This is a genomic window from Sphingobacterium sp. LZ11T8 (genome assembly GCF_024261425.1).
Taxonomy (GTDB): domain Bacteria; phylum Bacteroidota; class Bacteroidia; order Sphingobacteriales; family Sphingobacteriaceae; genus Sphingobacterium.
This window is the reverse complement of sequence record NZ_JANBZY010000002.1, coordinates 127,738-141,165: the sequence shown is the minus strand read 5'-3', so window position 1 is coordinate 141,165 and position 13,428 is coordinate 127,738. Positions and strand designations below refer to the sequence as shown.

The window sequence follows — 13,428 nt, the reverse complement described above, 5'->3', positions numbered from 1 at the left end:
TCCAACCGTTTATCTAAAAGACGACATTGGAAAGACCGCCATCCAATGGAATGGAGGCTCCAGTCAAGAAGTTGGCATAAGGAGAAGCTAAGAAAGCTGCTAAATAACCATATTCTTCCGGTTTACCCAATCGTTTGATAGGCATACTTTCAATCCGTCGCTTTTCAATCGTCTCTAAGGAAACTCCCTCATTTTTTGCCTGAATATTCATCAGGTCATAAAGTCTATCCGTTGCAAAATAACCTGTCAAAATGGAATTGACTGTAATTCCATCTGCAGCAACCGCTTTTGAAAGTGATTTACTCCAACTGACTAAGGCGACCCGCATCGTATTGGAAAGCACTAGGCCATCCTGAGGTTCTTTCACGGTCAGGGAGGAAACATTGATAATACGTCCAAAACCTGAGGAACGCATACCTTTCAAGGCTAATTCAGAGGTATAAACAGCGTTTTTGAACAACAGATCAAAGGCCTGCTGATAATCTCCGATATTTTTATGGGAGACATCTCCTGCTGCTGGTCCATTGGTATTGTTCACCAGGATATCTACCTGATGCGCATTAAAATAAGCCGATAAATTGGCTTGGTGCTGCTCAAAGTCCATAAAGTCGGTTTGCAGATAACCATGTTTCTGGCCATTTACCGCCGAGAGTTCCATTAAAACTTCCTTTAACTTATCCTCATTCCTGGACATCAGGGTGACTTCAGCTCCACATGCCGCCAATTCCATGGCAATTGCTTTCCCGATTCCCGAAGTAGCACCACCAACTAAGGCCTTTTTACCTGTTAAATCAATTTGCATATCAAAATTTTTGAAAGCCTAAATATAGCCATTCAATAAGAAAAACCGACCCAGTGAATAGGAATTAATCGCCTTCATATTTAGGATAGCCTTCTTCATCCAAATCATCGCGCTCATCTTCAGCATCTCTCGACAGCTCTTCATCTTCTTTAGATACCCGTACGATGCTCTCCCCTTCGACATGCATATTGTTATCCTCAAGATTTTCCTCCTGAAGTTCATCTAATGGGGCATATTCTTCACCTACATAGGGATTCGACGAATCATAGGTAGAGTCATCGTCTGCAGCACCTTCACTGATAGTATCATAGTCCGAAGGATGCTCCCAATCTGGATCATTATCATTGACATCCAATTCGTAGGAGGAATCTTCCTTATTATAGGCCAGGTCCTTTGGATCTTTAGGTCCTTGGTCATCATCATTCACCTTATTTTGTTTTTTGTTCTCTTCTGAATTCATAATAATTAATTATTTAAAACCTACCTTTAAAACCATCCTAACATCCCAATTGTTTGCATAAACATCATAAGATTAACGACTTTGTGACGTTGTATTAAAAGAGATAATTAGTTATATTTACCTTTAACAATTTATAAACTTCTATTATGCAAACTAAAACTGAGTACCTAATTTGGGACAAAATCGTCTCAAGTGCGAAAAGTCGTTTTGATGCTGATTTATATGCCAATAAATTCAGAAATATGAATCCAGAATTGTTTGATAAACTGATCCTACATATCATTGTTGGATTTGCTTCTGGAGAAGATCATGATAGTATTTCAACCAACCTACACAACGAATTGGAACATTTAGGGATTGATGTCCGTGAGGGCGTCATCGACACCATTGTATCGGATAAACATGTCACCTTTTCGTGTGAAATCTATGCGGCTTACCTTACTTTTTCCATGCTGGAAGATGGAGCCTTGGAAGTTGAAGTATTGGGTTATGTTACCGACCTGCTGGAAAACCCTCATATTTATTAGGATAGCAATTTTCATTGCCTTCGGTTGAATTCCGATAAACCCCGTTTATCATCCGTACTAGCTGTATCAATTTTCCTGTTTTTTATGTAACTTCGCAGTTATATGGAAACCGTTGTTAGTGGTATTAGAAGTACCGGAAAATTACACCTTGGAAATTATTATGGGGCATTGAAAAATTTCGTCAAAATGCAAGACGAATACAATTGCTTCTTTTTTATTGCAGATTTACACTCTTTAACGACTCATCCTACTCCACATGGCCTCAAAGAAACTGTACGCAATGTGGTGGTAGAATACCTTGCCGCTGGATTAGACCCCGAAAAATCAACTATATACGTTCAATCTGATGTACCTGAAGTTGCTGAACTCTATCTATACATGAATATGAACGCCTATTTAGGTGAACTGGAAAGATCTACAGCATTTAAGGATAAGGTTAGAGCAAACCCTAATAATGTCAATGCAGGTCTATTGACATATCCTGTCCTTATGGCCTGTGATATCTTGATCCACCACGGAACTAAAGTGCCTGTAGGAAAAGATCAAGAACAACATCTGGAAATGACCAGGACCTTTTCAAACAGGTTCAACCGTCTGTATGAGGTAGATTATTTCAAAGAAGCATTTGCATTCAGTTATGCAGACAAGCTCATCAAGATCCCAGGACTATCTGGCCAAGGTAAAATGGGAAAATCAAACGGTGAAGCCGATTGTATCTATCTTTCCGACGCCGAGGAAGTAATCCGTAAAAAAATTATGCGCGCGGTAACCGATGCTGGTCCTACGGAACAGAACCAAGTAAAACCTGAAGCTGTACAAAACCTCTTCGATTTGATGAATGTCGTATCTACTGCTGATACCGTTCAACACTTCGATGGATTATATAATAAAGCCGAAATCCGCTACGGTGATTTCAAAAAACAACTTGCTGAAGATATGGTAAATGCCACCAGTGAAGTGAGAGCACGAATCCAAGAAATCAGTGAGGATGATGCTTACATTGCCAAAGTCATAAAAATGGGCGCTGAAAAAGCCCAGGCAAGTGCCCAAAAAACAATGAAAGAAGTTCGCGAAATTATCGGTTTAAAAAATTTGTATTAGAATATGCATATAGCAATTGTTGGAAATATTGGAGCTGGTAAAACAACCTTAACAGAATTACTTGCCAAACACCTTAACTTTGAGCCTCAATTTGAAGCCGTAGAGAATAACCCTTACCTAGAGGATTTCTATAGCGACATGAAACGATGGGCCTTTAACCTGCAGATTTTCTTCCTAAATTCTAGATTCCGCCATATTGTGGATCTACAGAATAGAGAGATCAACATGATCCAAGATAGAACCATCTATGAGGATGCTTACATCTTTGCAGAAAACTTATATGATATGGGCTTGATGAGTGCCCGCGATTTTGAAAACTATTCCGATATTTTTCAAAGCATTGTTAACTACATCAAACCACCAGATCTTTTGATCTACCTTCGTGCATCCGTACCTACTTTGGTAAACAATATCCAAAAAAGAGGCCGTGACTACGAATCTGGAATACGTTTGGATTATCTTTCTAAGCTGAACGAGAAATACGAAAAATGGATCAATAATTATTCTGAAGGAAAACTATTGATTCTAGATAAGGATAATCTGGATTTTGCCAACAATCAGGAAGATCTCGGAAAAATTATCCAAAAAATAGAAGCCGAACTCTTCGGTTTATTTTAAGAACTAAAAAGCCGATATTCTTCGGCTTTTCTTATTTTTAATCTATGAAAGTAATTGGAATAATACCTGCTCGATACGATTCAACAAGATTTCCCGGAAAACCGCTGGTGGATATCGCCGGAATGACCATGATCCAGCGAGTTTACAACCAAGTAAAACATGCCGCCTCACTCAGCGAAGTCGTTGTCGCTACGGATGACCAAAGGATATTCGACCATGTGAAAAGTTTTGCGGGCAATGTCGTCATGACTAAAAAAGAACACCAATCTGGTACTGATCGCTGTGCTGAGGTCATCAATAACATCTCGGGTTTTGATATCGCCATCAATATTCAAGGTGATGAACCTTTTATTGATCCTCAACAGATTGATTTACTGGTTTCCTGCTTCCAAAGACCTGAAGTAGAAATTGCAACCCTTGTCCGTCCGATTCAAGAACTTTCGGATCTGGAAAATGTAAATAAGCCGAAGGTGGTATTAAACCAAAAAAGCGAAGCATTGTATTTCTCTAGGCAGGCAATCCCCTATATGAGAGGTGCTGACATCAAAGAATGGCTCTCCAAAGAAACCTATTACAATCATATTGGCATCTATGGTTTTAAGGTTGAAACTTTAAAGGAATTAGCCAGGTTACCTATATCTAAACTTGAAACGACAGAATCTTTGGAACAGCTCCGCTGGTTAGATAATGGCTACAGGATCCAAACTGCGGTATCTACCCATATTAACGATGCCATCGATAGCCCCGAAGATCTACAGGATATCCTCAAAAAATATTTCAGCAAATAATAAAAAATAAGGTCAAGATTTATTCTTGACCTTTATCCTATATCTCTATTCCTCCTGCCCTTTCTATTAGATCAGAAGTATAAAATTCCTTTAATAACTAACTTCGGGCATATTAGCCAACAATTCCTGATAGTCGTGTAATTTAATCTTATTCATTTCATCAACAACCAGGTCCAACGAATTAATTTGCTCCCTAGTCCTTATCCCGAGTACACTGCAGGCTACAGGATGATGTAATAATGGATATTTTAAAGCAAGTGCCAAATTATTCACACCTAATTTATTTGCTATCTTTGATATTTCACGTTGGATCTCCAGAACTTCATGAACGGAATAGCTCAAGTATTTCTGGGCAGCTTTTTTTAACAATAACCCTTGGGCAACAGTACCACGAGCTAATACAGAAATTCCACTATCCGCAAGTTCCTGAAAATACGCCTCTGGCCTCCGATCAAAGATACTGTACTGCATCATATCGGAAACAATATGGCTATTCTTGGCATAATTTAGGAACACCTTTGGCCTAATGGATGAAATACCGTAATAGCGGATCTTTCCCTGCTGAACCAATAATTCGAAGGCTTCAACTATTTCATCAAATGGATCCTCAATGGTACCTCCATGTAATTGATAAAGATCGAGGTAATCAGTCCTTAGACGACTTAAAGATTCATCAACAGATTTTAAGATATAGGTCTTACTTGGCGCCCAATCCCAGCCACTTCCATCCTCTTTCCACTTATTCCCGACTTTAGAAGCTAAAATCCATTTATCACGATTTCCTTCAAGCAACCTGCCTATCAATTCCTCATTCTTCCCTTTGTCATAAAGGTCCGATGTATCGAGGTAATTGATACCAAGCTCTTGCGCATGCTTAATAATATAAGAATTCGTTCCATCATGACCTTGCACCAACGACATCGCGCCAAGTCCAATTTCAGATATCTTTAATTCCGATTTCCCTAAGGTATTATATTGCATTCTCATTTGGGGATTTTATATCCAATAGTTCCACATCAAAGATCAACGTACTGTATGGAGGAATTGGACCACTGCCACGTTCTCCATAGCCTAAATTATAAGGAATGAAAAATCTATATTTTGCTCCTTTTTTCATCAAGGGGATACCGATTTTCCATCCTTCAATTACATTATCCAATTCAAGGTCCAATGGCTCACCACGTTCATAGGAATTATCAAAGGTTTCTCCAGTATGGACCTTTCCAATATAATGAACCTTTACAGTATCGGTCAATGAAGGGTTCAATCCTGTTCCCTCTTTTAGGACTTCATATTGCACTCCCTCAGGAGTCACCTTTACTCCAGCTTTGCTTTTATTTTTTGTCAAGAATTCTTCCGCAGATTTCTTTAATCCTGCACTCTTTTCGTCCTGGATCTTCTGTAATCCATCACGGATTATCTGCTCTCGGTCTTCATCCTTAAATAATGGATCCTTACCTTCCAGCACATCTCCTATTGCTTGTAACAATTTCGCCTTATTGATAGGCAGATCCATCCTTTTGATATATGACCCTAAGTCTTGGCCTAAAGCATAAGACAAAGAATCATTGGCATTTGATAAGGCCTGTGCCTGACTTTGCGAACTTATTGCTAAACAAAAAAAGATTCCTAAAATGTACTTCATTATGGTTTATGGTTTTTTATTATTTTATCGATTATCTCTGCCGTACAGTCTTGGTAATCCACGTTTACCTTAGATTTTGCATTTAACCAAGATTCAATGTCCAACTCAGATTTCTTCTTTAGACTTTTGATCACAGGTACGCCAATTTCCTCCAGAGATGCTGCATTTAAATGTTGCTCATATTGGTTCTTCATTGGAATCACCAATAATTTCTTCCCTAAATATAGGGCTTCCGCAGGAGTTTCAAATCCTGCACCACATAAAACGCCTGAAGATTCTGCCATACTCTGTACAAAAGCATCCGAATTGATAGGATTGATGGACACATTCTTTAGTCTAAATGGCTTCTTGTTATGTTTCGAAAAAACCTCCCATTTTACATCCGTAAAACGTGATAGGTGCTTTAATAAATGGGAATCATCATAAGAAGGTAAATATACCGTATAATGCCCAAGATCCTTAGGTTCCAATTCTCTTACGGACTGCCTGATTACTGGAGTGAAGATATGGGATGCATAGGACTTAAAGTGAAAACCATAGGAAATATTCGATGGAGCATAATTCTTCATGATGAATTTCCCCAACATGTCCGACTCCTCAGGTTTAGGACTCGAAGGATCAAAAGCACCGATCTGATGACTTAATCCAATACAGTTCTTTTCTTTAAAATAACATCCCCAAGCAGAAATAGGTTCAAAATCATTGATTACCAAATCATAGTCTTCCACTGGAACAGAATTCACTTCCTTGACAAATTTCCGGACTGTTGAACTCATAAAGGTCTTCCAAAGGTCTACACCACCAGACTTGCCAAAAATAAAGCTCAATCCATGATATCGATATTTGACTTCAAATGGCAAATCGATATCGGCTTGTATGCCACTGATTAGAACATCGACCTGACCGTATTCCTGAAGACATGGAATAATATCGATAGCTCGACATAAATGCCCATTTCCAGTCCCTTGAACAGCATATAATATTTTCATCGAATCAGTATTTGACTTCAGCAAAGTAACAAATTTCAGTTAACATGTTTCGACAAAATCTTATATATCTTAACTTAAAATTATTATATTTCGATAAATCTCTACTAACCAACATGAAACAATGTTGTATTTTGTTCATCTCAGGAATTATTATCCTTATCCTATCTGCATGGGGTTTTAAACCGCATAAATTGATGAATCAAAATGCCATTTTCACCCTCCCTGCTGATCTCAGTGTCTTTTATAAGAAACATCACTATCAAATCCGTGAGTATGCCATCAATGCCGATAAAAGGGTTTACATTGACCCAGCGGAGTCACCACGTCACTTTATTGATCTGGATCGTTGGGATCAGCACGATTCTATCCAGATCCCATGGAATAAAGCAAAGGAAAAATATCAGGAAAAATATTTGATCAGCCGTGGAATTGTTCCTTGGCAAATCGAGAAGTCATATCGTCAATTAAAAAAAGCCTTCTTCGAAAAGGATATTGACCGAATTATTAAGATCTCTGCTGATTTAGGTCATTATGTAGCTGATGCCCATGTTCCATTACATACCAGCAGTAATTATAACGGACAGTTAACAGACCAGATTGGAATCCATGCCCTATGGGAAACCCGATTGCCTGAAAGATATAGCAACAAGTATAGTTTATATGTCGGACCGGCGGTCTATATTGATGATGTCCTAGGTTTTGCCTGGCAGGCAGTCCTTGAAAGTCATTCCCTCCTCGATTCCGTATTAAAAATTGAAAAGGATTTGTCAAATAAACTTCCAAAAGTCCTACATCGATCCTTTATCCAGCGAGGTCAACAATTACAAACAAACTACTCCGACTTCTATGTCACAAATTATCATAATCAGTTAAATGGTATGGTCATGCGACGAATGAAAAAATCAATCCATGCCATCGGCTCAATATGGTTTACAGCTTGGGTGGATGCAGGACAGCCTGACCTTGCCAACACTCAAAACCTAGAAAACAAAATTGATAGTATAGACCTTAAGATCAATCATATCCCTAAAGGTCGAGAAGAATGGCATTAGAATATTCGTTCAACTAAACATTTTAACTAATTTTGGCAAAAATTTAATTAAAATGTCAACCAAAAAGTTATTATTCCTTTTTTGTTCTATACCTACATTCGCCTTTACACAAAGCTTGAATGATACGACCAAAATCTCAGAGGTCATCATTCAGGAAAACAGATTTCAGATTCCTTTCAATCAACATAGCCGCAATATCCAGCTCTTGACGCAAAAGGACCTTAAGAAATTACCAAGTACAAGTATCAATGAGGTCTTAAGGTACGTGTCTGGCGTAGATATCCGTCAGCGTGGTCCTTTTGGAACCCAAGCAGATATTGGCATCGATGGTGGTAGTTTCGACCAAACGCTGGTATTGATCAATGGTGTTAAATTATCTGATCCACAGACAGGTCACCACATGCTCAATATCCCTATTCCATTAGAAGCAATCGAAAGAATTGAAATCCTCCGTGGGCCTGCCTCCAGGATGTATGGAATCAATGCCCTTACCGGAGCTGTCAATATTGTAACCAAACAAGTGGAACATAATTCAGTATATACCCATCTATATGCAGGTACTTCTTTTGACAAAGTGGAAGAAACCGATAAGGAAGGCATCTACTATGGAACAGGAATTCAAGTTGGTGGAACTTATTATAATAAAAGTAACCAACATCAATTATATGCCAATAAAGAGCATAGCAATGGTCAACGATATAATACAGGATCTGATAACGAAAGAATCTATTATCAAAACAACCTAGTCATAAATTCGGACAACAGGATCCAAATGATGGCTGGCTATATGAACAACAGGTTTGGTGCAAATGGTTATTATGCAGCACCTGGGGATAAAAATTCAGAAGAGTTGGTAGAGACATTTTTATCAAGTATTTCCTCTCAACACCAGCTGAACGAAAACTGGTACCTGAATCCTAGGTTCAATTACCGCTATAATGATGATGATTATAGATACTTTAAAGATGATTTGAGCAAAGGAAGAAGCCATCACTACACACATAGCCTATCAGGGGAATTAAATGCATACAGACAATTTAAATACGGTGATTTGGGATTAGGGATTGAATCAAGACATGAAAAGATCAATAGCTCCAACATTGGAGATCATAGTCGCAATAACCTTGGATTTTTCACTGAATTCCGTTCAACCTATTTTAGGAAGTTTATTTTCAACCTAGGGGCCTATATCAATTACAATTCTGATTACGATTGGCAGGTATTCCCTGGCCTAGATATCAGTTACCTGATCAATGACAACTGGAAAATCTCGGCAAGCAGTGGGACCAGCCAAAGGATCCCAACCTTTACAGACCTGTATCTAAACCAAAGACCCGGAAATATAGGAAATCCAGATCTAAAAAGTGAAAATGCTTGGCAAAACGAAATCGGAACCTCCTATACCAAAGGTAACCTCAGTATAAGGGCGGGCTACTTCTATCGTGATATCGATAACTTTATTGATTGGATGCGTGAAAGTACGGATGTACCTTACCAAGCAAATAATTTAGGGAACAATAAAACCCACGGAATCTTTTCCAATCTATTATACAATTACCAGATTGCTGAAAGAAAAAGCTTGAACTTCAACTTTTCATACAGCTATTTAAACCCTTCTATTGTAAATAATTACAAGAACAGCATAATCAAATACGGAATCGAAAGCTTAAAACATCAGGCTATCGCAACCATTAGCTTCCATACCGGAAACTGGAATTTTATTACTGCAAATCGTTGGCTAGAAAGGACTTCAAACAACTCATATTTTGTGTCCGATGCCCGCATATCATTCCAAAAATCTAAGTATACCATCTACGGCGATATCCAGAATATATTTGATGCACAATACATCGAAGTTGGAGCAGTCCGAATGCCAAGCCGCTGGGCTACTTTAGGGTTTAAGTATAACATTAAATTATAGATATGAGATGTGAGATATGATATGTGAGATAGAAAATTTGGAATGTAATGTGTGATACGTTGGGCGAGTGCTCTCCCAGCGGAAAAGCTGAGTGTAGAAATAAAATTATTAAATCAATATTGATTTTTCAAGATCGGTTGAAGATTTAGTTAGGCTAAGTATTATTGCTAACCTGTAAAAAAAATATACCGACTAGTTAATTGCATGATAATTGTTGCCTCTAAAGTATAAAGAGGGAAGTGTTATTTTTCCGGGTGAATTTGAATGCTGTTACGCTATCACCTTCCATTTATCGGAAGCGCACAGGATGTGCGAGGATAAGCTAAACATATTTGACCTTAAGGTTGAAGAAGGCGTGTTCCAACAATTTTAGTTTATTTATTGTAATTATTATTGCTACAATTTCAAAATGCACCTTAAATAAATCAATCAACTTTAAATTCCGTATTTGAAAACATTTTTTTTAAACTATCAATAGTATTTTGATTTTTTATTAAATCTGGATAATTAATAAATACTTCGAATTCTACAATACCTTCTTGGGTTTTGTAAATAACTTCATTAGTGAATATACCAAAATACTTCATTCTATCTTTCATAAAGTTAATAAAAGCACTAATTTGTTTTGGATCTAATTCTTTTTCGAAAGTAAAACTGTCCTGAAATAAATCTTTTTCAAATTTGGATTTATCATATAGTTTGTTGAAAATTCTATTAAAACTTGAATTTATATTGTTTTTAATTTCACCTAGTGAGAGATTGTTTTTTCTGAGTTTTTCTTCTAATTCGGTTTGTTTGTTTTGAAGTGTTAAATTTAAATCTGAATTAATATTTTGGCTTTCTCGCAATTCTAATAAAGTTTTTTCAAGTAAAGTTTTTTGTTCATTAAATTGAATGTCTTTTGCCATATTTGATTTCTCAAGAGTATCTATTTTTCTATTAAGTAATGCGAGATTTGCACTTTCAGCAATTGATTCTTGAAGTGCTTTTGTTTTTAGAGCGTGTTCTGATTTATAATCGAATTCTGGGCCTAATGCTTCCTTTTGTATTTTGAAATTTTCTGATCTAGAATTCAATAAAGCTAATTTTATCCAATTTGTTATATATGGGAATCCAATAGTATACACTAAAGCTACCATAACTGGTTTAACCAATAAATCTTTTGGACGGTTATAATGTAAATAAAACTTATCTATTTTTGATTCAATGATATCAGTTGAAAACAGAAAAAAAAGTACTAATTCCCAGTTTACAATTAAAAATGAACAAATAAATGAAAATATTAATGGATGACTTAATCTATCTTTTGCTGGTTGAATTAAATCATTAATATAACTGCCTTGATAAATATCTTTCGCAGACTCTAATAATTTTTCTGAGACATTTTTATCATCCTTTTCCATTATTAAATGCTAGTTACTACATTAAAATTAATAAAAATATAGATAATAAGAATATTATTTAAAGTCAATGTTCGTTATAATATTTGCAATGTTTTTCTGTGACCATCCTATCTTGAATTAATCGGAATTAGCAGACACCCATTGACGTTCTTTCGCTCAAAAAAACAGGGAGGCTTAATGGCTGTTGGATCTATTAGTAAAGAGGATTAAGCTCTACAATTCTAAAGAATTTAAGAGAACTTAGGAAAGGCCTTTCAGTTTGATTCTAAATTCAACATCTACAAGGAATTCAAGGTTGTAAATCTCATATATACCATCAAGTTGAACTTAAGATGGATAGATATTACAAACAAGAGACCTCAAGAGATATAGTTAAAGATCGAAGGATAACGAGGGAAATCCTTGAGGAATGTCTAACGTAATAACTCTAAAAATTGTTTTTTTGGTTCTAGGGACCAATGAACATGGATTTTCCTTCCTGAAAACTTATCCAAATTATATAAACGTATAATTGTTTTTTGTTGGATAAAGTTCAAATCTTCCTGTTACCACTTTTTTCTGGTGTAAATAATCTTGGCAATTATTTCTAATCGTCCTACCATATTTTGTTTTCTAGTCTTAAAGTTGTTTCCCAAATTTATCAAATACTTTCTCTTCATCAGTTGTTATTCCCGAAGAAGTTTATGGAATTTCCATAAAAAATGAATCCAAATAGAAATAGTTTAGCGCAAATAAAAAACAAACTCAATTCGAAGCACATACTTCTAAATATCGAATAGAGATTGAGATTTTGAAGAGGTTCAGGAAAAGGCATTACTCGAATCGACGGACGTCCAAACTTTAGGGCTGTAATTAAATAATAAAAATGTTAAAAATTTATTTAAAATCTATTATGCTCTATTATTAACTCTATTAGTTAATAATGCATCATTTGCCCAAACATATATTAAGGGTAAATTTGTTGAACCGTTATCCAATATTGGAACAACAAACCTTCTACCAAACAGTTCGAGGATTGACCATTCAATAGCTTATACAAAGCTTAAATCAATTTATCCCACTACAGTTTATAAAAATGCTTCGGAAATTATTGGTGAGTTTTGGTTAATTGATGGAATGCTCATAAATGTTGTTTCAAGAAAAATAACCCCTAATGTATTAAAACTTGATTTAGAAGAAATGAACTATGGGTTATCTCCAAAAATTAATCGGATGAATGACATGCCGGTAATTATGACAAGAGCAAATGATTACTTTTATGAATTAGAGGTAGTAAAAAACTCTGACGTGCTTATTTCCTATTATAAAACTCATCCTTGGCCAAAAACATTTATTATACAGGACAAGTTAGATAAATATTACGTTTGGGGAGAAATTTATGCAGTCCAGACTGACTATACTAAGGCTCACAGTTACATCAATACCCTGATCAAAAGTATCACTTTTAAATAATGAGATTACCCTATCCTGGTTCTAATCCAGATCTTGGCCCATCCTCTCTTCCTTTCCATCTTGGTTCAGACCCAGATCTTGGCCCATCCCCTTATCCTTTCCCTCCTGGTTCAAACCCAGATCTTGGCCTATCCTCCCATCCTTTCCATCCTGGTTTTAATCCAAATCTTGGCCCATCCTCTTATCCCATTAATCCTGGTTCAAAAAACAGGGCGATTATTTCTAATCGCCCTACCTTATTTTGTTTTCTAGTCTTAAAGTTGTTTCTCTAATTTATCAGTCAATACTGATTTTGGAACAGCACCGATTTGTTTGTCAACAATCTCACCATTCTTAAAGAACAACAAAGCCGGGATATTACGGATTCCATAACGAACAGAAATATCTGGATTGTTATCAACATTAACTTTACCTACCACTGCTTTACCTTCGTACTCCGTTGCAATCTCATCCACCAATGGACCTACCATACGACATGGGCCACACCATTCTGCCCAAAAGTCAATTAGTACTGGTTTATCTGATTTTAATACAACTTCATCAAAGTTGCCATCTGTAATTTCTAATGCCATTTTGATTATGTTTTTATGATTTTACAATTTAAATGAACACAAATATAAGCAATCGCTTATACATGCTATTTACTTACAACTATTATTTTTTTTATATG

13 protein-coding genes are annotated in these 13,428 nt (G+C 36.3%); 6 read left to right on the top strand and 7 right to left on the bottom strand.

Going from position 1 to position 13,428, the window contains the following annotated elements; translation table 11 throughout:
- Positions 1 to 13: 13 nt before the first annotated feature.
- Both NLF99_RS05505 and NLF99_RS05500 read right to left on the bottom strand, forming a co-directional pair.
- The gene (locus NLF99_RS05505; protein WP_254527042.1) at positions 14 to 802 is read right to left on the bottom strand and encodes an SDR family oxidoreductase; all 789 of its coding nucleotides are present in this window, start codon (positions 800 to 802) and stop codon (positions 14 to 16) included.
- A gap of 64 nt (positions 803 to 866) precedes the next feature.
- Complete coding sequence (locus NLF99_RS05500) at positions 867 to 1,262, bottom strand: hypothetical protein (protein WP_185216224.1); 396 nt, start codon at positions 1,260 to 1,262, stop codon at positions 867 to 869.
- A gap of 146 nt (positions 1,263 to 1,408) precedes the next feature.
- On the opposite strand from NLF99_RS05500, the gene NLF99_RS05495 reads away from it, so the two are divergent.
- From NLF99_RS05495 to kdsB, 4 genes are all read left to right on the top strand, one after another.
- The gene (locus NLF99_RS05495) at positions 1,409 to 1,789 is read left to right on the top strand and encodes a hypothetical protein (RefSeq protein WP_185214378.1); all 381 of its coding nucleotides are present in this window, start codon (positions 1,409 to 1,411) and stop codon (positions 1,787 to 1,789) included.
- A 102-nt stretch (positions 1,790 to 1,891) separates the two neighbouring features.
- Positions 1,892 to 2,890, top strand: coding sequence for a tryptophan--tRNA ligase (gene trpS, locus NLF99_RS05490; RefSeq protein WP_254527040.1), 999 nt, complete (start codon positions 1,892 to 1,894; stop codon positions 2,888 to 2,890).
- 3 nt (positions 2,891 to 2,893) lie between these two features.
- Positions 2,894 to 3,508 (top strand): deoxynucleoside kinase, encoded by a 615-nt coding sequence (locus NLF99_RS05485; protein WP_094256336.1) that lies wholly within the window; start codon positions 2,894 to 2,896, stop codon positions 3,506 to 3,508.
- A gap of 44 nt (positions 3,509 to 3,552) precedes the next feature.
- Positions 3,553 to 4,296, top strand: a complete 744-nt coding sequence (gene kdsB / locus NLF99_RS05480; RefSeq protein WP_185214376.1) for a 3-deoxy-manno-octulosonate cytidylyltransferase — start codon at positions 3,553 to 3,555, stop codon at positions 4,294 to 4,296.
- Between the two features lie 90 nt (positions 4,297 to 4,386).
- Here the strand turns inward: kdsB and NLF99_RS05475 are convergent, their stop codons facing one another.
- Genes NLF99_RS05475 through NLF99_RS05465 form a run of 3 tightly spaced genes read right to left on the bottom strand, consistent with a single transcriptional unit; the run spans position 4,387 to position 6,930 of the window.
- Positions 4,387 to 5,283 carry an aldo/keto reductase gene (locus NLF99_RS05475; RefSeq protein WP_254527038.1) on the bottom strand — a complete coding sequence of 299 codons (897 nt, stop codon included), beginning with the start codon at positions 5,281 to 5,283 and terminating at the stop codon, positions 4,387 to 4,389.
- The gene (locus NLF99_RS05470; RefSeq protein ID WP_185214375.1) at positions 5,267 to 5,941 is read right to left on the bottom strand and encodes an FKBP-type peptidyl-prolyl cis-trans isomerase; all 675 of its coding nucleotides are present in this window, start codon (positions 5,939 to 5,941) and stop codon (positions 5,267 to 5,269) included. The genes NLF99_RS05475 and NLF99_RS05470 overlap by 17 nt, the downstream gene beginning before the upstream one ends.
- Positions 5,941 to 6,930: a glycosyltransferase family protein gene (locus NLF99_RS05465; protein WP_254527037.1), complete on the bottom strand. Its 990-nt coding sequence runs from the start codon at positions 6,928 to 6,930 to the stop codon at positions 5,941 to 5,943. Before NLF99_RS05465 ends, NLF99_RS05470 begins: the two co-directional genes overlap by 1 nt.
- Before the next feature lie 194 nt (positions 6,931 to 7,124).
- Here NLF99_RS05465 and NLF99_RS05460 point away from each other — a divergent pair, with 194 nt between their 5' ends.
- Together NLF99_RS05460 and NLF99_RS05455 are read left to right on the top strand one after the other, a co-directional pair.
- A complete protein-coding gene (locus NLF99_RS05460; RefSeq protein WP_254527670.1) occupies positions 7,125 to 7,982 on the top strand; it encodes a zinc dependent phospholipase C family protein in 858 nt (285 codons plus the stop codon).
- A 52-nt stretch (positions 7,983 to 8,034) separates the two neighbouring features.
- Entirely contained in the window at positions 8,035 to 9,903 is a 1,869-nt protein-coding gene (locus NLF99_RS05455) for a TonB-dependent siderophore receptor (protein WP_254527036.1), read from the top strand.
- 425 nt (positions 9,904 to 10,328) lie between these two features.
- Here the strand turns inward: NLF99_RS05455 and NLF99_RS05450 are convergent, their stop codons facing one another.
- Both NLF99_RS05450 and trxA read right to left on the bottom strand, forming a co-directional pair.
- The gene (locus NLF99_RS05450) at positions 10,329 to 11,306 is read right to left on the bottom strand and encodes a hypothetical protein (protein WP_254527035.1); all 978 of its coding nucleotides are present in this window, start codon (positions 11,304 to 11,306) and stop codon (positions 10,329 to 10,331) included.
- 1,706 nt (positions 11,307 to 13,012) lie between these two features.
- Positions 13,013 to 13,330 (bottom strand): thioredoxin, encoded by a 318-nt coding sequence (gene trxA, locus NLF99_RS05445; protein WP_093096263.1) that lies wholly within the window; start codon positions 13,328 to 13,330, stop codon positions 13,013 to 13,015.
- Between the last annotated feature and the right edge of the window lie 98 nt (positions 13,331 to 13,428).

Coding starts and splice junctions, on each gene's coding strand:
- NLF99_RS05505 (WP_254527042.1), bottom strand. CDS start 802: ATGCAAATTGATTTAACAGGTAAAAAGGCCTTAGTTGGTGGTGCTACT.
- NLF99_RS05500 (WP_185216224.1), bottom strand. CDS start 1,262: ATGAATTCAGAAGAGAACAAAAAACAAAATAAGGTGAATGATGATGAC.
- NLF99_RS05495 (WP_185214378.1), top strand. CDS start 1,409: ATGCAAACTAAAACTGAGTACCTAATTTGGGACAAAATCGTCTCAAGT.
- trpS (WP_254527040.1), top strand. CDS start 1,892: ATGGAAACCGTTGTTAGTGGTATTAGAAGTACCGGAAAATTACACCTT.
- NLF99_RS05485 (WP_094256336.1), top strand. CDS start 2,894: ATGCATATAGCAATTGTTGGAAATATTGGAGCTGGTAAAACAACCTTA.
- kdsB (WP_185214376.1), top strand. CDS start 3,553: ATGAAAGTAATTGGAATAATACCTGCTCGATACGATTCAACAAGATTT.
- NLF99_RS05475 (WP_254527038.1), bottom strand. CDS start 5,283: ATGAGAATGCAATATAATACCTTAGGGAAATCGGAATTAAAGATATCT.
- NLF99_RS05470 (WP_185214375.1), bottom strand. CDS start 5,941: ATGAAGTACATTTTAGGAATCTTTTTTTGTTTAGCAATAAGTTCGCAA.
- NLF99_RS05465 (WP_254527037.1), bottom strand. CDS start 6,930: ATGAAAATATTATATGCTGTTCAAGGGACTGGAAATGGGCATTTATGT.
- NLF99_RS05460 (WP_254527670.1), top strand. CDS start 7,125: ATGAATCAAAATGCCATTTTCACCCTCCCTGCTGATCTCAGTGTCTTT.
- NLF99_RS05455 (WP_254527036.1), top strand. CDS start 8,035: ATGTCAACCAAAAAGTTATTATTCCTTTTTTGTTCTATACCTACATTC.
- NLF99_RS05450 (WP_254527035.1), bottom strand. CDS start 11,306: ATGGAAAAGGATGATAAAAATGTCTCAGAAAAATTATTAGAGTCTGCG.
- trxA (WP_093096263.1), bottom strand. CDS start 13,330: ATGGCATTAGAAATTACAGATGGCAACTTTGATGAAGTTGTATTAAAA.